The organism is Thermoleptolyngbya sp. M55_K2018_002, assembly GCF_015295965.1.
Taxonomy (GTDB): Bacteria; Cyanobacteriota; Cyanobacteriia; order Elainellales; family Elainellaceae; genus Thermoleptolyngbya; species Thermoleptolyngbya sichuanensis.
Genome location: NZ_DVEA01000226.1, coordinates 1 through 19,307, shown reverse-complemented (window position 1 = coordinate 19,307; position 19,307 = coordinate 1). Strand labels below are relative to the sequence as shown.

The following is a 19,307-nucleotide window of genomic DNA, read 5'->3' as shown; positions in this document are numbered from 1 at the left end:
TAGGGGGATCTTGCACGCTTTGCTACAAACAGTAGGACTTTTCAAACATCCTTTTAGGCGCTTATTTTAGGCGCTCGATCAGGCGATCGCCCACCCGCAGCGCGTTGGCCATAATCGTCAGCGCCGGACTGGTGGCGGAAATCGACGGGAAGAAGCTGCCGTCTACGATATAGAGATTATCGACATCGTGGGCGCGACAGTCGGGATTGAGAACCGAGGTCGCCGGATCTTCCCCAAAGCGACAGGTGCCGCAGGCGTTAGCCACCACTGACAGCGGCATTTCCCCGCTGGGATGGCGGCCGCTCATCTGGAGTAGCGATTTGTCCATGCCTTTTTCCGCCGTTTTCAGCACCTCTGTCCAGCGATAAACGAGACGCTCATGGGGTTCGGTATTGTTCGGCGTATACTCGACGTAAAGCTTTTTGCTGTCTACACGCACGCGGTTGTCGGCGCTGGGCAGGTCTTCGCTCTGCACCCACCAGCCAATGGAGCGGGTCGCCATCTGTTGTAGCCCAAACCCCGGCATCATCTTGGCCAGCACCGACAGCACAGGTGGCGACTCGGCGAAGATAATGTCTTGCAGCAGACCGCCCGTGTTGTAAATGTGCCCCATTGGGTAGTCAAATCCTTCTTCGCCCCAGTAAAAATCGTTGACGTAGACGCTGCGCTGAAACTTGCCGCTGTTGGGCTTGGAAAGTTGCACCACCGACGATAGCCGATGCTTCATTAGGTTGCGCCCGACCAGCCCGGAGCTATTGGCCAGCCCTTGCGAACAGGCTTCGCTGCATGACCGCAGCAGCACTGCCGCTGTATTAATCGCACCGCAGGCCAGCACGATGATGTCGCCCAAAAACAGATAGGGCTGCCCGCCGATTTCAGCTTCAACCGCTTTTACTTCTTTGCCAGAGGGATTGGTATGCAGCGAGGTGACCGTTGCGCTCGTTTTCAGGGTGACGTTGGGATGCTGAAGGGCGGGGTTGATGCCGCTGACTTCGGAATCGTTGGTGGGGTCGTCGGTTTGGCGGGTTAGCGCCATCGGCAGCGAGGCAGGATGGAGGGACTGAGCGGCGATCGCCCCAATCACTTCCTCCATCTGCGGATCGTGCCCTACGGCGGGATAGGGATAGTCGGCGCTGTGGGGCGGCTCGGTGGGATCGGCTCCCACGGTTCCATGCACCTGATAGAGGTTCTCGGCTTCGGTGTAGTACGGTTCAAAGTCAGCGTATTTCACGCACCATTCTGGCGATACGCCCTCGTGATGCGTCATCACTTCAAAGTCACGCTCTCGCATTCGCAGTAAAGCAGCGCCGTAGATTTTGGTGTTGCCGCCGACGGCATACTTTGTCTGGGGCGCAAAGGGTTCCCCCGCAATGTCAAACCACTGCTCCGGCGCGTGATAGAGTTCCTTTTTGAAAATATCGACGTTGCTGCGGTTCTGTTCCTCCAGCGGCATCACTTCGCCGCGTTCCAGAATCAGAATTTTCTTACCTGTGGGTGCGAGTTTTCGGGCCAGCGTGCCGCCGCCCGCCCCCGTTCCCACAATAATTACGTCATAATGCGCGTCGTCGATAATCATGCCTTACTCCTCGTCGCCCCGTTGATGGCGGAATGGACTGCTCAATCGATTTGCGATGCGTACTTTAATCCCCACCTAAATCCCCACCTGCTCTATTTGCGCTCGTCTCTCTAAAACAAAAACATCACTTACAAAAACATCACCGAAACATCACCGAAACATTACCGAAACATTACTGCCAGATGTAGATCAGAATGAATAAGATAATCCAGATCACATCCACAAAGTGCCAGAACAGCGAGGTTGCGTCTACGCCCGTGTGCCCTCCAGCATAGTTATTAGGCACAAAGGACTTGAACAGCATAATCCCCATCAGTAAGATGCCCGTGAGAACGTGCAGCCCGTGGAAGCCCGTCAGCAGGTAAAACAGCCCGCCAAACACGCCATCGGAAAAGCCAAACTCCAGTTCGCTCCACTCGATCGCCTGACCCACCAGGAAGTATGCACCCATCGCCATCGTCAGCAGCCACAGCAGCCGAAACACCAGCAGATTCTCTTTTTTCAGCGCTCGCTCGGCGAAGTAGGCGACAAAGCTGCTGGCCACCAGCACGACGGTATTGATGGCAGGCTTTGAGACCTCTAGCCCCGAAACGCCTTCGGGCAGCCAGTTGGGGGTGGTTGTTTTCACCAGGATATAGCCCGCAAAAAAGCTGAGGAAAATTACGCTTTCCGAAAGCAGGAAGATGATGAAGCCAAACATGCTGTTGCCTGCGTGGTCTTCTTCGTGGGCGTGGGCGGTGTGAGGGGCGATCGCCCCATCCAGTTTTTCGGTTGAGATAGAGCTATCCATAGGCGGGTAAGGGGTTAGAGAATGAATAATCGGCGAATGAGCCAGTATGAGCCAGCAAATGGGCTAATTTACGCAGCCCAGCCTAGCCCTCTTTGAGAGCAGCGGCGTTTTCCACAAGCGGATCAGACTTGCCATAGCCGTAGGGCCCAGACACAACAATGGGCAGTTCTTCAAAGTTCTCAACCGGGGGCGGCGACGACACCAGCCATTCCAGCCCGATCGCCCGCCAGGGGTTGTCTGGCGCAGGCTTGCCCTGCACCCAAGCACCCACCATATTCAAAATGAACGGAATCGTAGACATTCCCAGCAGGAACGCTCCGATACTGGCGACCACATTCCAAAAAGCATACTCCGGCTCATAGGAGGAGACACGCCGCACCATCCCCTGAAGGCCCAGCGGATGCATCGGGAAAAAGTTCAGATTTACCCCAATAAATGCCAGGGCAAAATGTAGCTTACCCAGTCCCTCGTAATACATGCGTCCGGTCATCTTGGGGAACCAGTGATAGATGGCAGCAAACATGCCCATCGTAATCGTGCCGTACACGATGTAGTGAAAGTGACCTACCACAAAGTAGGTATTATTCACATGAATGTCAATCGGTACAGAAGCCAGCATTACGCCTGTAATTCCTGCGAACACAAACATGATGAGCGCTCCCAGGCAAAAGAGCATGGGCGTGTCCAGCCGTAGCTTACCCTTCCAGATTGTGGCGACCCAGGCAAACACCTTAATCCCGGTTGGCACTGCCACCAGCATGGTTGTTGCCATAAACAGCATTCGCATCCAGCCTGGTGTGTTGCTGGCGTACATATGGTGAACCCAAACCAGCACGCTGACCGTCGTGATCAGCAGCGACGACACGGCCACCACCTTGTAGCCAAACAGCGGCTTGCGCGAATAGACCGGAAATATTTCCGAGAACACGCCGAAGATGGGCAACACCATGACGTAAACCGCTGGGTGCGAATAGAACCAGAAGAAGTGTTGGAACAGCACTGGGTTGCCGCCTCTATCGGGATTGAAAAAGGCTGTGCCCGCTGCTGCGTCGAACAGCAACATGATTGCACCCGCTGTCAGCGCAGGCAATGCAGCAAGCTGAATGATCTGAGCGCTGAACACCGTCCACACATAGGCAGGCATCCGAAAGAAGGTCATTCCCGGTGCCCGCATCCGCACAATCGTTGTCACAAAATTAACCGCGCCCATGATGGAAGACACGCCAGAAATCGCCACAGCGAGAATCCAGACAAATTCACCCGTGATGATGCTATCGGTTGGGTTTTGAGTGCTAACGGGGGGATAGGACCACCAGCCAGCCTGAGCCGTGCCTGCGGGCAAGAAATAGCTGGTCATCAGCAGGATGCCGAAGATGGGCACCATCCAAAAGGCGGCTGCGTTCAGCCGGGGAAAGGCCATATCTCGCGCCCCGATCATCAGCGGCACAAGATAGTTTGCCAGCCCCACCAGCGACGGAAAGATCCACAAAAAGATCATGATCGTGCCGTGCATGGTGAACATGCTGTTATACAGCGTGCGATCGATCAGATCCGCCTGGGGCGTAATCAGTTCGGCTCGAATCACCATCGACAGCAAGCCGCCGATGAGAAAAAAGACGAAGGACGTGACCAGGTATTGAATGCCGATAACCTTATGGTCGGTGCTGAAGCTGAAATATTTCCGCCAGTTGTTTTGCGGTTCGGGATGGGCAATCTCGGGAATTGCAATTCCTTCAACGGGGACGTTTGTCATGAATCTGCCTGGGGTAACAGTGGGGGCGAGTGGAGGATTTTAGATTTTGGATTTTAGATTTTGGGTTTTGGATTTTATTTTGGAAGGGTAAGAGTCTGGAGATGGGTTTGGGGACTGGCCTTGCAGGGCTACATCGCTCTCTTGTCTCTCCGACTCTTTCAATTAGCCTTCTGCCAGTGCATTGACCAGTGGTGGCGGTGCGGGGGTGATCGTCTTCCAGCCGCCAAAGCGCTTCAGCCGTTTGTTGGTGTATTCCGAGTAGGCGGGGTTTTCGGCGGGGACGACAGGCTGAGCAGCGGCGCTGGCGAGCCACTGGCGATAGGAATCGGGCGACTCCACTACTACATTGGCCGTCATTATGGCGAAATAGGTGCCGCTGAACTGGGAGTCGTTGAGCCGATAGGTGCCTTCGCGCACAGGCGTAAACTCAAACTCCGTCGTGCGTTTGGGCATGATGTCTTGCTTCAGCCGAAAGGCAGGCACGTAGAAGCCGTGAATCACTTCATCTGCGGTCATCCTCAGGCGCACGCGCTTGTTGACGGGCAGATGCAGGTCGGCGCTGACCACGCCCGCATTGGGATAGCGGAATGACCAGGCCCACTGCTTGGCGTAGACCTCTACCTCCTCTAAAGGTTCGGGTTCCAGGTCTGCGGCGTAGGCTGTGGGTGTGGTGCCTGGCATGTGGTGCAGGTGAACTAGATCCATCGGCCCGCGCACGGCCATCTGCTGATAGGTCTGGTAGCTGTAGGCTGCTAGAAAAAACACCAGCAGCAGCGGCACTGCTGTCCAGAAGATCTCTAATTTAACGTTGCCCTCCATGTGGGGGCCGTCGCTGGTGTCGAAGCGGCTGACGCTCTGGGTGAAGACGGTATAAAGCACCAGCCCTGTGATGCCCAGCAGAATAAATGCGCCAATGGCAGAGAACAGGCTAAATAGGTCGTCGATCAGCATTGACTCGGCCGAGGCTTGGGGTGGCAACCAGCCATAGGCCTGCTGCCCAACCCAAATGCTGGCTGCCACCAGAATCGCGACATACACTCCGATTCCGGCAATGGTTTTCAGGTTCATCGTGTCTCCTTCGCGCTTGTCTCCGCAGCTTAACTTCAGCAGCTTAACTTTAGCTGCTACTTCAGCAATAGGTTGGGGTTCTGTCCTGTTCGCAGCAGTTCGCTGGCGGTGATGTGAACCCCGAACTCGGCGGCTAGCTGTGCGCCTAGCGTGCCGTGGACAAACATGATGCCCAGCACTGCAACGCCTGCGAGTAGGTAGCTCCACTGCACCTGGCGACCCATGTCCTTGCGCCAGGCGAAGCGCTGGAACCCGCGCCACACCGCCATGCCGACGATAATTGCCAGCAAAAACACGCCGCCCACCCCGTGCAGTAGCATGGTGGGCATCGCTTCCAGACCCCAGGCGCTTTTCACGCCTGCTTCTGGCGTTGCCAGCATGATTTCGTAGAAGCCGGCTGCCACGGTAAAGAAGGTGACAATCGCTGAGGCCAGCACGTTATACCAGCCCACGTCGAAAAAGTTGGAGCGCACTGCTGTCAGCGACAGCATCTTGAGGATGGACTTTTCTAGCGGGAAGAAGGCTCCGGCGAAGTCGAAGGCGATGCCGATGATGAACAGGCCCAGGGTGATGTGAACCAGGTTGGGGTGAATTGGGATGCTATAGGGCAATCCGTTGGGGCCAAGCTGTGATCCGATCTGTTCGAGGAGTTCTGGATTCATTTACAGCACTCCCTCGCGAATTGCCTCAACTACGGGCACGGTATGCAGTCCGTAGACCCATACCAGCTTGTCGCCCAGGTAGACCTGCACAAACACTAGCGCCGCCAGCACCAGCCCCGCGCCCAGGTAGGGTATCGGCAGTTTTCCCGGATCGCGCGATCGCAGGATGAAACGCCACGCCGTCATGCCTGCCAGAATTGCCGACAGCGACCAGCCCAGAACTGTGTGGGCGTTTAGCACGGGCACTACGGCATCGTAGGGTTCTGCCAGCCCTGCCTCGACTTGTCCAAAGATGATGGCGATAAAGATTGAGAGCGTGGCAAAAAACAGGTTCCACCAGCTCACCTCATAGAGGCGGGTATTTTTGGTGAAAAAGGCGATCGCATCACACAACACCGCAAACAGCGCCATCGCGATCACAAAGTGAACCACGATGGGATGCATGGTGTCGGGATAGGGCAGGTTGTGGTCATTCAGTGGAGGCAAGCTGAACTGCATGACTGGCGGAAACCAGCTAAGTGTCAGCAGTGGAGGTATTTTAAGCATCGCAAATATCAAATCCATTGCGTTCTCCGGACATGTAAACCAGGATCGGGGGCGGACCCTTGGAAAAACAGTAAATGAAGGAACAGTCAAGAAAATTGAAAGAAGATCGTAAACCCACTTGTGGTTTCAACCTGTGGTTTCAATGAGTCGGTTGCTACGGTTTGCAGTTTCAGGATTCAGGCAACCCCAGATGCGTCTGAAATAGGCTGGGGCAAGGCTTGAGAAGTGAGCGACGACCCCACGGGTACTGTGATAATGCGAGAACCCCGCTCACGGGTCAAGTAGGTCCAGGTCCATTGCAGCAGCACCGAAAGCTGATTCTCAAGCTGATTTAGCACGGCAACGTGAACCACAAGCCAGGCCAGCTTTGCCGGAAGCCCGCTCCACTGAATGTTGCCGACCTGCATTACGGCAAACTTGCGCCCGATGGTAGCCATGCTGCCCAGATCCACGTAGCGGAAGGGAGGCAGTGCGGGTTTGCCGCAAACGCGGGCATCGATCACCTGTCCTGCATAGCGACCGCTTTGCATGGCTGCCTGGGCCAGGCCCGGAACGGGCTTGCCGTCGGATTCCATCTGGGCGGTGTCTCCGACCACAAACACGTTGGGATACTGCGGCACCGAGAGGTCTGGCTTTACTGTAACCCGTCCCGCCCGATCCGTCTCGGCGTTGAGCCACTTGCCTGCGGGTGATGCCTGCACCCCAGCTGTCCAAAAGACGTTGCGGCAGGGAATCCGTTCTCCAGCTACCGTTACGCCGCCCTCGTCGATATCTTCAACTCGGCAATTCAGCCGCACTTCTACGCCCAGGTCTTCCAGTGCTTTTTGCGCTTCGGCGGAGAGGTGTTCTGAGAAGGCAGGCAAAATGCGCGGGCCGGCTTGTACCAGGATGACGCGGATGCAGGCGGGATCAATGCGGCGGAACTCTGATTTGAGGGTCAGCCGGGCCATTTCGGCAATGGTGCCCGCCAGTTCTACCCCTGTGGGGCCTGCGCCCACCAGCACAAACGTCAGAATATCAGAACACTGCTGCGCGTCGCCTTGAAGTTCGGCTTGCTCAAAGGAGCGCAGGACGCGATCGCGGATTTGTACAGCATCCAGCACACTTTTTAGCCCTGGCGCGATCGCCGCCCATTCGTCTTTGCCAAAATATGTCTGCTGTGCGCCCGTTGCCAAAACCAGATAGTCGTAGGGCAACGTGCGATCGCCCATGAAGACCAACTGCCGTTCGGGATCAACACCCGTCACCTCGGCCATGGCCACAGTTGCATTTTTTTGCGATCGCAAAATTTGACGAATCGGGGACGCGATATCGCTGGGCGAAAGCGTCGCAGCCGCTACCTGATACAGCAGCGGCTGAAACAGGTGATGATTGGTGCGGTCGATCACCGTCACCTGCACCGGAGAGCGAGCTAGGGCCCGCGCTGCCTCGATGCCAGCAAACCCGCCCCCGACGATGACCACGCGGGGAAGCGTATCAGGGCGATCGCCCTTTATATCGGCCTTCATATCGGACTTCGACGCTGCTTCCGTTAAGTCTGTTGAAATAGTTGAAATAGTACTCATAAAATCCTAGAGGAGCTGCCTAAAGACCTGATGATGCTCGTGCCTGAACAGCAAACCGACTCAAAGAACCGACAGCCAAACCAACCGCTCAAATGCGTCAGAATCTCTGGATTATCCCGATAGCCCGCATTGTCTATCCTGTTGCTAACCTGTTGCTAAACTCGTATACCAATTCGTAACAGCGGGCTCCGTTTTTGAGAGTATTATGCAATGTGAAATGAGCGGAGCATGTATTCCTCATCACGCCAAAGTATTGTTACAACAAGGCTTTGTAGAAATTTAGGAATTGCTTAGGAATTGCTAAAACCTGAGAGCATGTCTCTAAAGCTTTAGACTTCCTCAAAATTTGGGTTTCTACAGATCGTCGGTAGATCGCATGATGCCATCCTGGTTTTCGCTATTTCTAGACCTGGTTAGAGGGGCGATCGCCCTTGATCCCCAGAGCTTCCTACGCCTACAAGCCTCACCCGATGGCGAAGCGATCGCCCTCTGCATCATCCTGCTGGCTGCCTTCTCGCAGTCCCTAGCCCAGAGCATCATCCTGTTTATCAACCGAGTCAGCCCCTTGCGATTTGTCATTAGCCTGCTGATCAGCACGCTGCTGTTTGCCTTTGGCTGGCTGTTTTGGGGAGCCAGTACGCTGGTCGTACAGCATCTTTTGTTTACTTCAGATGCCAGTTGGCGACAGGTCGGGCTAACGCTCAGCCTTGCCTACGCACCGCAACTGCTCAGCCTCTGGGTGGCGCTGCCCTATTTCGGCGTGCCCATCTACATCCTGCTGTCAATCTGGACGTTTCTGGCGTTTTTGACGGGTATGACCACCGTGCTGGGCATCGACACGTGGCAGGCATTCTGGTGCGGGGCGCTGGGCTGGCTGGTGGTGCAGGTGCTTCAGCGCACCATCGGCCGTCCGATTAACAATGTCGGGCGCTGGATGCAGACCGTCGCTGCTGGAACGCCCCTGATGCGAAACCTGGAAGAGTTTCAGCGACAAATGCTGCGATAAATGCTGCGATGAAGTTTGACCGTGGCAGAGCAGTCAGGACGAAATTTCTAACCAGAGATATACGTCAAACCGAGTGGACGTTTGTCACAGTGAAGAATGAGTGATTTTAAGGAACTTCTCCACTCGCCCTGCTCCATTGCAACGATTTGCGAGGATTCTATCTGAGGATTCTATCTACAGAGTGGGGCAATGTTCGCGGTCTTCTATCTGCGTGGTCAGGGCGATCGCCCTCACGAAAGGCTACACTGCAAGCCGAAAAGTCAAGTACAGCCCATTTGTAAAGAACTGTTTAGTCAAAGTTAATCTGAGTCCTGCATCCCTTGCAGGTCAATGCTTTTCAAGCATCCGCAGGTGCATCTAGCGTATTTTAAGGCAGACAAAAGTTTAAAAATGCAGGATAACGGATACAGAGGCCTGATCCAAGGGCTTGAGATACGAAGCCTGACTAAGCCTGACTCACAGACCAGACTGGCAATCTGTTCCGAAGAATCCTCGTTGCTCTCGGCAAAGCCGATCTTAATCCAGTTTCCTTGATGCAATTTCCCTTGATGCAGTCCTGCTGCACTAATGTTAAAGATTGACTGCCTGGCCGTCTGCAAACTGCCTCGGCTGCGGATGCTGATCTCAATCAAGACCTTTAATCCCTGTTTAGTCATGGACAACACCTTGATTCAATCTTTATTGGAGAATTTGAAAGATCCTGATGAATCAATTCGCGATGCTGCTACGCACGAGCTTTGGCGGCTCTGGTTTACGCAAAAGGGTGCAAGAGGGTTAGAACTGCTGGAGCGCAGCCAGACGCTCATCGATGCAGGCGAATATGGCCATGCAGAGCAAGTCTTGACGGATGTAATTGCTGACCTGCCCGATTTTGCCGAAGCCTGGAACCGTCGGGCCGTGCTGCACTACATCTGTGGACAGTATCAAAAGTCTCTGGCCGATTGTGAGCAAGTGCTGGCGCTAAACCCGATTCACTTTGGCGCAATGCATGGGCAAGGACTCTGCCACATGGCGCTGAAGCAATATATGGCGGCTATTCACGCCTTCCGGCAAGCGCTGGAGATTCAGCCCTACGCGCTGGAAAATCAAAAGATGATCCTGGAATGTACGGCAAGGCTGAGCTAGAACTGCGGGATCGGGATTTTGGATTTTGGATTGGCGCTTTTGGATAGCCAATTCTTGGATAGACAATTCAAAGACTTCGCAAAGCCTTCAGCGCAGAGTGTTCAGCGATTTCGCAGGTGGCCCTGTTTGAGGAGTCTGCGTGGTCGGATAGATAGTCGGATCGTCGGGGTCAGCGCTGGGGATCAGGCGGGTGAAGAGGTGAAGGAATCGCCGATCGCCAGTCTGGTTCCATTGGCCCAGTCCCAGCCGCTTTGGGGGCGTTTCCCAGACGGCTGCACAGTCAGCAGCAGCAGCAGCCCGTCCGACGTATTCACCAAAACGCCGTGATGCTTGAGCAGCCCGACGATCGTGCCGGGGGCTTCGGGGGCGGCGAGGCGGGGCTGCCAGTCTACCCGGAGGGACTGAACCGAGTCGGGGATGGGCGAGTCTGGGGCTGTGAGAGTACCTTGAGCGGCTGCCCGCGGAAGTGGGTGAGGCAGTTTGGGTAGAAACCGCGCACCTGGTTATGAAGGGCGATCGCCCCCCGGTTCCAGTCCAGCCAATAGTCTTGCTTTTGGATCAGCGGTGCGTAGGTGGCCTGCGCGTCGTCCTGCGGGATGGGCTGAACCTTGCCTTGGTCTAGCCCCAGCAGCGTGTCGATGAGCAGGTCGGCTGCCTGCTTTGCCAGCACCGTGGCGAGGTCGTGGGCATGGTCAAACCAGCCGATGGGCGTGGTGGCCTTCAGCAGCATGGGCCCAGTGTCCATGCCTGCATCCATCAGCATAGTGGTGATCCCCGTTTCGGTTTCGCCATGATACAGGCTCCACTGGATTGGCGCAGCCCCGCGATACTTGGGCAACAGTGACCCGTGGGCGTTGATGCAGCCGAGGCGGGGCATGTCAAGAATTTCGGGGGACAGGATTTGTCCGTAGGCGACGACGATGAACGCATCGGCCTGGGTGCGGCGTAGGTTTTCCAGGGTTTCGGCATCTTTTTTGATGCGGGCTGGCTGCCAGATGGGCAGGTCGTGCTGGAGGGCGATCGCCTTGACGGGAGACGGAACTAGCTCACTGCCGCGCCCCCGTCGCTTATCGGGCTGAGTCACCACTGCCAGCACCTCAACGCCGGACTGACCGAGCAGTCGCTCTAGCGAGGGCACTGCAAACTGCGGCGTACCAAAAAACACAAGACGCATGGCGCAAACCAGAGAAGGGGCGATCGGGTGGCCGTCGGGCGGTCGTGGGGGCTGGGGCGTTTGCCCCACAACTAGTTCACAACTATTTCACAATTGTTTAACGACGGTAACGGCGATAACGATCATCACGTTAATGACCATCACGGATCATCACGACCATTTCACGACCATTTAACGACACGTTGGCGCAGGCTCCAGGTTTGACAGTCCTTGGCGCTGCTGCCCTGGCTTTGGAGCGTTCGCTCAGCCGTGTCGATTCACTTCCTGTTGCAGCCACTCGTCCACAGGCTGGCCGTCTTTGCGGCGCAGTTCTACATCAGTCATCATCACCAGGCCAGACTCCGGGGGGGCCGGATACTGGCGGAAGGAGATTTCGTAATCATCTGGGTTTTCGTTGCGCTCTCGCAGCCAGTCTTGCACTTTGGTGGTGGCAAAAAAGCCCTGTCCGTCCTGGAACATGCGGCTAATCTGCATTTGCAAGGTGTAAGGCTGGAAGCGTGGCATTGGCTCTAACGTCCCTTTTGATGACGAGGTTTAGCGCTGACGACGAATCTCAACGATGGCCTGACGAATCTGGGCGGCGAGGTTGGGATTGCTCTGCTGCATTGCCGTAATCTCGTTGAACCGTCCAATGGTCATGCCATTGCCTTGCACCACCGTAACAGACTGGGTGCAAAAGTCTGCCACAATTTGGCGGATATTGCGGGGCAAACTGCGGAGGTCGTTGGATTGGGTACACATCAGCGAGGGCAGGGGTGCGCCTGCGCTTTGAATGGCCTGCACTGCCTGCTGTCGATAGGGTTCGATTTCCAGCACTGAGGCCGCATAGCTGCGAATTTCGCCAGTAGAAACGGCTGCCTGGGCCAGGGCTGCGTTGCTCAGTTTGACGGAACCCGTCGAGACCTGAACATCGGGAACCCAGCCCAGCAGCAGCCCCGCCAGAGACAGCGCACCCGTCAGCAGCGGCATGGTGAGGCGGCGCTTTGGTCGAGAAGGAATCAAAAAGTGAGTCATAGGAGTTTTGAACAAGCCTGTAAACACAAGGAAGAATGGTTAATGTTAGGCGTAACCTGTTTTAGCCATCCGCTTATTCTGAATTATTTTATGCGAGGGTTGTTCCTGCGATCGCCCAAGTTCGCCCAAGTTTTAGAAGGATGCTCCATATTTTTTGATGCAAGTAGGTTTTTGGCCGATTGCCCGACGAGGCCCTAGCTGCGCTGGCCGGAGCCGCTAAACACCTGACAGAGTTCAATGACTTTGCTTTGCATCAGCACGCGCTCGTCTGCACCGTGTTTTAGCCCGGCTTCGAGCTGGAGCAGCAGCGGCAGGCTTTGCTGCAATCGATAGAGGGCGATCGCCCGCACGTCTTGCTGCAAAAAGTAAATGCGCTTGGGGTTGGCGATGTCGGCGGCACGGGCGATCGCCGCGTTGTCTCGTTCACCCGATTCGGTCATGAGCTTGACCCACAGCCAAGTGCGAAACTGCCCCACCAGCGTCGCCACGATTCGCAGCGCAGGTTCATTGCGGGCAAACAGGTCAGCTACTAGAGAAATGGCGCGACCCGTGTCGCCCAGGCGAATCGCCTCAGCCAGCTTCAGGCTGTTTTGGGCAGAGGCGCTGACCAGTAGGGCGATCGCCCCTTCGTCGATGGGCTTGTTGCCGCCTGAAAAGAGGTGCAGCTTTTCTAGCTCGTTGTGCAGTCGGCGAGTATCGTTGCCAATCGCCTCGGCCAGCAGTTGGGCCGCGCCAGGGGTGAGCTTTATGCCTGTGGACTGGGCCACCTGGCGCACGCGCTGCACGATCTGGTCGGTCTGCCAGGGGGCGATCGCCGCAAATTCGCGAATCTCGGCATGTTTTTGCAGCAGCTTGGTGGATTTGGCGCGGCCGTCGGGCTTGCTGCTGCTGGTCAGCAATAGCACGGTGCTGTCGGGGATCTCTGGCAGCGTCCGCGATAGCTCCGCCAGCAGGTCTTCTGAGCAACGCTGGCAGAGGGTTGTTTCCGCCAGCCAGACCAGCCGCTGCCCCATGCCGAAGGGGGGAGTCATGGCTTGGTTGAGCGCCTGGATCACGCCGTCGGGCTGCTCTGGGGGAATCTTGTCGTAGTTAAAGCTGGCCCAGTTGGGATCAAGCGTGCGATCGCGCAGATCTTTCACGGCCTGCTGCATGGCGTATTCGTCATCCCCCCAAAACAGATAGATGGGCATTGGGTCAATGGGTTTTCAATAATTTAAGTAACTACTCAGGCTACCGTTCGCCCTCATCCCCTAGCCTTTTCTCCCAAATGGGGAGAAGGGGGACGAAACCCTGGTCTTAGCCCTTCTTCCGCTCTGGGAGAGGGGTTGGGGTGAGGGCATCCTGAGTAGTTACTAATTTAATTAATTTTCAAACTTGTCAAGCGGAGTCCTGCCAGCCAGGGATTTCAGGTCAAGGACGGGCCGTGCACTATAGGGCACGACCTCACAGGTCGATCGGCAGCGTTACAAGATTTTTCCAGAAGCGGCGTGTCAAGAAAACACAGGCTACAGTTCTTGATGAAGGCATACAGTTTTTTGCGTTTATTCACCAATCCCTATATATGGAATTTGTATAACAATCTCACGGCACATCTAGTAGTCTAGTTAAGCTGGTAAAAAGAGGGGCTGGCTTTGGGCAAACTGCCTGCGGCCAGTGCTGCTGTCTCTGGGGCTGTTCTGGGGGCTGTTCTGGGGGCTGTCGCCCTGCCTGGGGCTGTCGCTCTAGAGAGAGCTTGAGAGATCCTATGGAGATCCAGAGGGGATCCAGAGACCTGATACCTCGCTAGCCGCCATCTGCCAAGTCCGAACTGCTGAGGGAGCGCTGGGTGTTGTTCAGTCTGGAATCGTCTAGACCTGCAACATCTCAGGCTGCAATGTGTCAGTCCGCAACCATCAGGGTGGGGTCGCTGCATTTTGGGCAATTCACCTGGGAGAAAAGCAAACGTGGAAGTCGTGCTAGAAACCTTTTGGACCGAAGTATTGGAGCAGCTCCAGCTAAAGCTGAGCCGCCCCACGTTTGAAACCTGGATCAAGTCTGCCACCGCAGAGCAACTGGACGAGAATACCCTCGTCATCTGCACGCCCAACCCCTTTGCCCGAAGCTGGCTGCAAAAGCATTACTTAAAAATCATTCACGAGGTTGTTGAAGAACTGCTGGGGCATCCGGTTGAGATTCAGATCACCGTGCGCCACGGAGAAGACGGGGAAGGCATGGTCGATCCGGGAGACATGCTGTGGCCCATGCCCACTGAGGCGCTGACCGAGCCATCGACTGCTCCCAAGCAGCGCCCTAAGCCCTCTGACCTAAACCCGCGCTACGTTTTCTCTCGATTTGTGGTGGGGGCAAACAACCGTATGGCCCACGCGGCCTCGCTGGCGGTGGCCGAGTCGCCGGGGCGCGAGTTTAATCCACTGTTTCTCTGTGGCGGGGTGGGGCTGGGCAAGTCGCACCTGATGCAGGCCATCGGGCACTATCGCCAGGAAATCGACCCCGATTCGCGGGTGTTTTATGTGTCTACCGAGCAGTTCACCAATGACTTGATCACGGCCATCCGAAAGGACAACATGCAGAGCTTTCGGGAGCAATATCGCCTGGTGGATGTGCTGCTGATCGACGATATCCAGTTCATCGAGGGCAAGGAATACACCCAGGAAGAGTTTTTCCATACGTTTAACACGCTGTATGAGGCGGGGAAACAGGTGGTGCTGGCGAGCGATCGCCCCCCCAGTCAGATTCCCCGGCTGCAAGAGCGGCTGTGTTCACGCTTTTCGATGGGGCTGATTTCTGACATTCAGCCGCCCGATTTGGAAACGCGCATGGCAATTTTGCAGAAAAAAGCAGAATACGAAAACATGCGCCTGCCCCGCGAGGTGATTGAGTACATCGCCTCTACCTACAAGTCCAACATTCGAGAACTGGAGGGGGCGCTGATTCGGGCGGTGGCCTATGTGTCGATTTCGGGCTTGCCGATGACCGTGGAAACCATCGCGCCCGTGCTGAACCCGTCTAATGACCAGATCGAGGCTTCTCCAGAAGCCGTGATGATGGCTGTGGCGGAAACCTTTGACGTGCCCATCGAAGACCTGAAGGGCAGTTCCCGTCGCCGTGAAATCAGCATTGCGCGTCAGGTGGGCATGTTCCTGATGCGGCAGCATACCGATCTCAGCCTGCCCAAGATTGGCGAGGTGTTTGGCGGCAAGGATCATACGACCGTCCTCTATAGCTGTGAGAAAATTGCTCAGCTCAAGGAAACCGATGTGGAACTGTCGCGGACGCTGCGCCAGTTGAGCGATCGCATTGGGTTGTCGGGATCGTCCAAGAGTTCTGCCCGCTAGCCCAAATGCGATGAGGGCTGTGGGAGCGGTGGGGGAAAGACGCGAATGGGCGATCGCCTGCTGAATCAGTATCGGGGAGCGCTGCTGGGGGCGGCCCTGGGCCAGGTGCTAGGGGCAAACGCACAGGCGCAGGGACAGCCGGACTGGCGGCAGGTCGAGCGCTGGGGTTTTGATCCGCCTGCGCCGCATGACTCGCCACCTGATCTAGCGGCAGGGCTGGGGAAATCTGTGCTAAGCCTGGGCGAAGGGTTGATTCATCGGCCCCAGCAGTCGGTGGTGCTGCCGTCGGCAATTCTGGGTCATCCTGCCGCGCTGGCGATCGCCACGTTGCCCCTGGCGCTCTATACGCATGACCATCCCGAACAATTGCGATCGCACTTGCAGCGGCTGAATGCGCCTGCGTCGTCACAGTCGGTGGCGCTGGCCGTTGGGGAACTGGTGTCGCAGGCGATGCACGCCGACCAACTGCCCCGGTTGCTAATCGAACGGGCGATCGCTGCTCAAGACTTACTGCCCATTGCGCCGGATCTGACGACTGCGCTTCAGCGGGTGCATATCGCGGCTCAGCAAGACTCACGGGCGATCGCCCGTCACACCCTGTTTGCCGAAACGCCAGCGGAGTATTTGCCGCTCTGTCTGGCGCTTTACTGCTTTTTGTCTACGCCGAACGATGCGGCGATCGCCCTGCGACGGGCCGCGCAAATCAGTCCCTCACCGCTGACCTGTGCGCTGGTGGGCGCATTCTGTGGAGCCAGGAACGGCAGCAGCGGACTGCCTGCTACGTGGCGCGGGCAGGCGCATCGGGCGGGTAGTATTGCCGCCCTGTGGGGAATTCCAGAATCAGCGATAGATTCGCTGGCCGCCATGCTTTTCGCCGCCTGGGCCGGGATTTATGTGCCCACGCTTCAGGGTGGCAAACTCCCCCATCGGGGCTGGGTGGTCGCGCCGGCTGGCAAACTCCGTCCCCGCTGAGGTCGGCAGGACGGTTACTGAGAGTGGGGGGCGTGTTGATGGAAAGAACGAAGAGGGAGGAGGGAAGAACGAAGAGGAAAGAACGAAGAACGAAGAGGGAAGAACGAAGAGGGAAGAGCGGAGCGGGAGGACGGTTACCGAGATTGGGCGGCCCGCTGGCGGAGTGCCTTTGCGGTAGCGTCGTCGGGGTCGAGTTGGAGGGCCTTGTCAAGCGCGATGACTGCATCGCTGTAGCGGCGCAGCGTTACCAGGGCAGCACCCCGCGTCCTCCAGGCTTCGGGCGAGTTGCGAAAGAGTCCAATGCCTTTGTCCAGCGCCACTAGCGCTTCCGAAGACCGACCCAGCTTTTGCAGCGCCACGCCCTGCTTGACCCAGCCGTTCGCGTTTTCGGGATGCTGTTTGGAAACAGACTCATACACCTGAAGTGCTTCATAGGTGCGGTTTTGCAGTAGCAGCGCGTCCCCCTTGCCCAGTTGCGCGGCGGGGTCGTTTGGGCGATAGGCCAGGGCATCGTTGCAAGATACGATGGCTTCTTCAGGGCGCTGCAAGGCGTTGAGCGCCTGACATAGCCCCACGTAGGCTTCGACCAGCTTGGGATCTAGGGCGATCGCCTCGTTATAGAGCGACAGCGCCTCGTCCGGGCGATTGTCCTGTGCTTTTTGCTGGGCCTGGTTTAGCAGTGCGGCTGCCTGTTCTGTCGGCGTGAGGGAGACCGCTGGGCTAGGGCTGGGCGACATTTCGGGACTGCTGACGGGGGTTGCTGGGCGATTTTCTAACCAGCGCACCACCAGCCAGGACGAAAGCGACGTAGCCGTGGCGATCGCCACCACCGCCGACAGCAGCACCAGCGGAGTCCACCGGAGCATCTGCCAGGAGGAACTGGGTGTAGAGGGAGGTGCAGGAATGGCCCCCGAATCGTCTCGCCGAGGAATCACGTCGGTCAGGACGTTTGTGTGATCGGCTGCCTCGGTCGATGACTCCACCCACTCAACGCGAGTCACTCGCGTCGGATCAGCCTGGGGCTTGATCATGGTTTCATCCAGCGACAACGGCGGATGAATCTGCGTGCCGATATCGTCCTGCGTTGCCTCCCGCAGTTCCATTGGGGCCACGACCGATCCCGACGCGCTGCTACTGCCCGCGCTGTTGGGATAAACCAGGGATTCTGTCAACGCCGTGGGCGTGTCTGCGATTCGAGCGGGTGATGCTGAGGGCACAAACTCTGGCGGCATGGGTATTTCCGCTTCGACTGGGATGGTTTCCAAGGCCGCCAGCGCTTCGTCGGCTGTGCTATAGCGATCGCGAAAGTCATACCGCACCATGCGATCCAGCACCTCTTTGAAGGCTGGACTGGCCTGGGGCGCAAGATGCTGCCACTCCAGTTCTCCCCGTGTGTCTTCCCCCAGCCGTCGCGGATGCACTCCTGTCACCGCCTGCACGCCCAGCACCCCAACTGCGTAGATGTCGCTGCTAAAGCGGGGTTTGCCTGCAATTTGCTCGTTGGGCATGTAGCCCTGAGTGCCAATGGAAATCGTGAGGTTGGTGCTTCCGGCTTCTGCGGCCTGGGCGCTGACCTGTTTCACTGCGCCAAAGTCGATCAGCACAATCCGCTGGTCGGCCCGCCGCCGAATCAGGTTTGAGGGTTTAAGGTCGCGGTGAATTACCTGCTGCCCGTGGACAAATGACAGCACTTGCAGCACGTCCTTGAGCAGGGCGATCGCCCGTCCCTCAGACCAGACCTGCCCCTCCACCAATTCGCGGGCAATGGACTCTCCTTCAATAAACTCTTGCGCCAGGTAAAACTCGCGGTCTTCCTCGAAGTGAGCCAGTAGCCGGGGAATTTGGTCGTGATCGCCCAGCCGATACAACACTTGGGCTTCGGTCTCAAAACAGCGTCGCGCCATCGATAGCGTGTCGTCGCTGTTGATCTGGGGCTTCAGGTGCTTCAGCGCACAGCGAGGATGTCCTGGCAGGTGCAGATCTTCTGCCAAATAGGTGCGCCCGAAACCGCCCGTGCCCAGTTGCCGCAGCACACGATAGCGTCCACCCAGGGGCTTATCCGAATTGAGAAGCGGAGTCGAACGGCTCATTCAGCAGGGTTCATCTTGCATAGACGGGCGGCAGCGCAGAGTCGCCACTCCCGATATATAGATATTCCGAATCGGCTGGGACTGGCAGACTTTCAACCGGGTGCAGCCTCAACCCGTCGCGATTCTAAGCCTAGAGCAACATGGCTCGATCAGCTTGTCAAACGCTTATCCTTCTGACAGGAATTCGGTTAGCAACTCGACCAGTGACCCAACCGACAGGTTAGATGCGCCACAAAGTGCCAGACCCACGCCGTGGGAAAGAAAACGACCGGGAAGACCAGCTAACGGGTCACCCGGAACAGGCCAAGTACCTGATGGCTACTGACTTATCCGGGATATCTCAGATGCACCTACTTATTAGTTATACACAAGTTCGCACGTCTGGTTCGGATAAACCCGCCTAAAAGTCGAGCGATCGCCCACCAGCATACCTTTCAGCCGTAGCCCTGTGGTCAGTATTGGGCTGGAATGTCTCCTAGCGCGATCGCCCTTTTTGCAGGCGATATCCAACGCCCAAAACCGCCAATAGCCCTAAAACGGCTGAGGGTTCGGGCACGGGTTCTGGTGTCGGGGTCGGAGTTGGTGTGGGTGTTGGGGTTGGCGTTGGCGTTGGAGTGGGCGTGGGTGTCGG

16 protein-coding genes and 1 pseudogene are annotated in these 19,307 nt (G+C 56.9%); 4 read left to right on the top strand and 13 right to left on the bottom strand.

The genetic code is table 11. From position 1 onward, the window contains the following. Positions 1-61 precede the first annotated feature (61 nt). The 7 genes from IGS51_RS11185 to IGS51_RS11155 form a co-directional block, all read right to left on the bottom strand. Positions 62-1,576 carry a GMC oxidoreductase gene (locus tag IGS51_RS11185; protein WP_297078472.1) on the bottom strand — a complete coding sequence of 505 codons (1,515 nt, stop codon included), beginning with the start codon at positions 1,574-1,576 and terminating at the stop codon, positions 62-64. A gap of 172 nt (positions 1,577-1,748) precedes the next feature. Then, positions 1,749-2,366 (bottom strand): heme-copper oxidase subunit III, encoded by a 618-nt coding sequence (locus tag IGS51_RS11180; RefSeq protein WP_297078471.1) that lies wholly within the window; start codon positions 2,364-2,366, stop codon positions 1,749-1,751. 82 nt (positions 2,367-2,448) lie between these two features. Continuing rightward, entirely contained in the window at positions 2,449-4,119 is a 1,671-nt protein-coding gene (gene ctaD / locus IGS51_RS11175; protein WP_297078470.1) for a cytochrome c oxidase subunit I, read from the bottom strand. 162 nt (positions 4,120-4,281) lie between these two features. Continuing rightward, positions 4,282-5,187: a cytochrome c oxidase subunit II gene (locus tag IGS51_RS11170; RefSeq protein WP_297078469.1), complete on the bottom strand. Its 906-nt coding sequence runs from the start codon at positions 5,185-5,187 to the stop codon at positions 4,282-4,284. 56 nt (positions 5,188-5,243) lie between these two features. Further along, positions 5,244-5,849 carry a DUF2231 domain-containing protein gene (locus IGS51_RS11165; protein ID WP_297078468.1) on the bottom strand — a complete coding sequence of 202 codons (606 nt, stop codon included), beginning with the start codon at positions 5,847-5,849 and terminating at the stop codon, positions 5,244-5,246. Next, positions 5,850-6,347, bottom strand: coding sequence for a DUF2231 domain-containing protein (locus tag IGS51_RS11160; RefSeq protein WP_367279321.1), 498 nt, complete (start codon positions 6,345-6,347; stop codon positions 5,850-5,852). A 224-nt stretch (positions 6,348-6,571) separates the two neighbouring features. Continuing rightward, complete coding sequence (locus IGS51_RS11155; RefSeq protein ID WP_297078466.1) at positions 6,572-7,903, bottom strand: NAD(P)/FAD-dependent oxidoreductase; 1,332 nt, start codon at positions 7,901-7,903, stop codon at positions 6,572-6,574. Positions 7,904-8,339: 436 nt separating this feature from the next. On the opposite strand from IGS51_RS11155, the gene IGS51_RS11150 reads away from it, so the two are divergent. Then, the gene (locus tag IGS51_RS11150; protein WP_297078465.1) at positions 8,340-8,966 is read left to right on the top strand and encodes a hypothetical protein; all 627 of its coding nucleotides are present in this window, start codon (positions 8,340-8,342) and stop codon (positions 8,964-8,966) included. A gap of 654 nt (positions 8,967-9,620) precedes the next feature. Next, positions 9,621-10,091 (top strand): tetratricopeptide repeat protein, encoded by a 471-nt coding sequence (locus IGS51_RS11145; RefSeq protein WP_172357138.1) that lies wholly within the window; start codon positions 9,621-9,623, stop codon positions 10,089-10,091. 182 nt (positions 10,092-10,273) lie between these two features. Here IGS51_RS11145 and fmt read toward each other — a convergent pair. The 4 genes and pseudogenes from fmt to holA form a co-directional block, all read right to left on the bottom strand. Beyond that, positions 10,274-11,265, bottom strand: a pseudogene (fmt, locus tag IGS51_RS11140) (methionyl-tRNA formyltransferase). Positions 11,266-11,508: 243 nt separating this feature from the next. Next, positions 11,509-11,769: a hypothetical protein gene (locus tag IGS51_RS11135; protein WP_068515540.1), complete on the bottom strand. Its 261-nt coding sequence runs from the start codon at positions 11,767-11,769 to the stop codon at positions 11,509-11,511. A 30-nt stretch (positions 11,770-11,799) separates the two neighbouring features. Then, entirely contained in the window at positions 11,800-12,279 is a 480-nt protein-coding gene (locus tag IGS51_RS11130; RefSeq protein ID WP_297078463.1) for a DUF4168 domain-containing protein, read from the bottom strand. A gap of 194 nt (positions 12,280-12,473) precedes the next feature. Then, on the bottom strand, positions 12,474-13,469 hold the full coding sequence (gene holA, locus IGS51_RS11125) for a DNA polymerase III subunit delta (RefSeq protein ID WP_297078462.1): 996 nt from the start codon (positions 13,467-13,469) through the stop codon (positions 12,474-12,476). A gap of 753 nt (positions 13,470-14,222) precedes the next feature. Between holA and dnaA the strand changes: the two genes are divergently transcribed. Together dnaA and IGS51_RS11115 are read left to right on the top strand one after the other, a co-directional pair. Continuing rightward, a complete protein-coding gene (gene dnaA / locus IGS51_RS11120; RefSeq protein WP_297078461.1) occupies positions 14,223-15,614 on the top strand; it encodes a chromosomal replication initiator protein DnaA in 1,392 nt (463 codons plus the stop codon). Positions 15,615-15,659: 45 nt separating this feature from the next. After that, entirely contained in the window at positions 15,660-16,586 is a 927-nt protein-coding gene (locus IGS51_RS11115; protein ID WP_297078460.1) for an ADP-ribosylglycohydrolase family protein, read from the top strand. Positions 16,587-16,720: 134 nt separating this feature from the next. Here IGS51_RS11115 and IGS51_RS11110 read toward each other — a convergent pair whose 3' ends face one another. After that, a complete protein-coding gene (locus IGS51_RS11110) occupies positions 16,721-18,676 on the bottom strand; it encodes a serine/threonine-protein kinase (RefSeq protein WP_297078459.1) in 1,956 nt (651 codons plus the stop codon). A gap of 475 nt (positions 18,677-19,151) precedes the next feature. Further along, positions 19,152-19,232 (bottom strand): PEP-CTERM sorting domain-containing protein, encoded by an 81-nt coding sequence (locus IGS51_RS22365; RefSeq protein ID WP_367279320.1) that lies wholly within the window; start codon positions 19,230-19,232, stop codon positions 19,152-19,154. Positions 19,233-19,307: the final 75 nt, after the last annotated feature.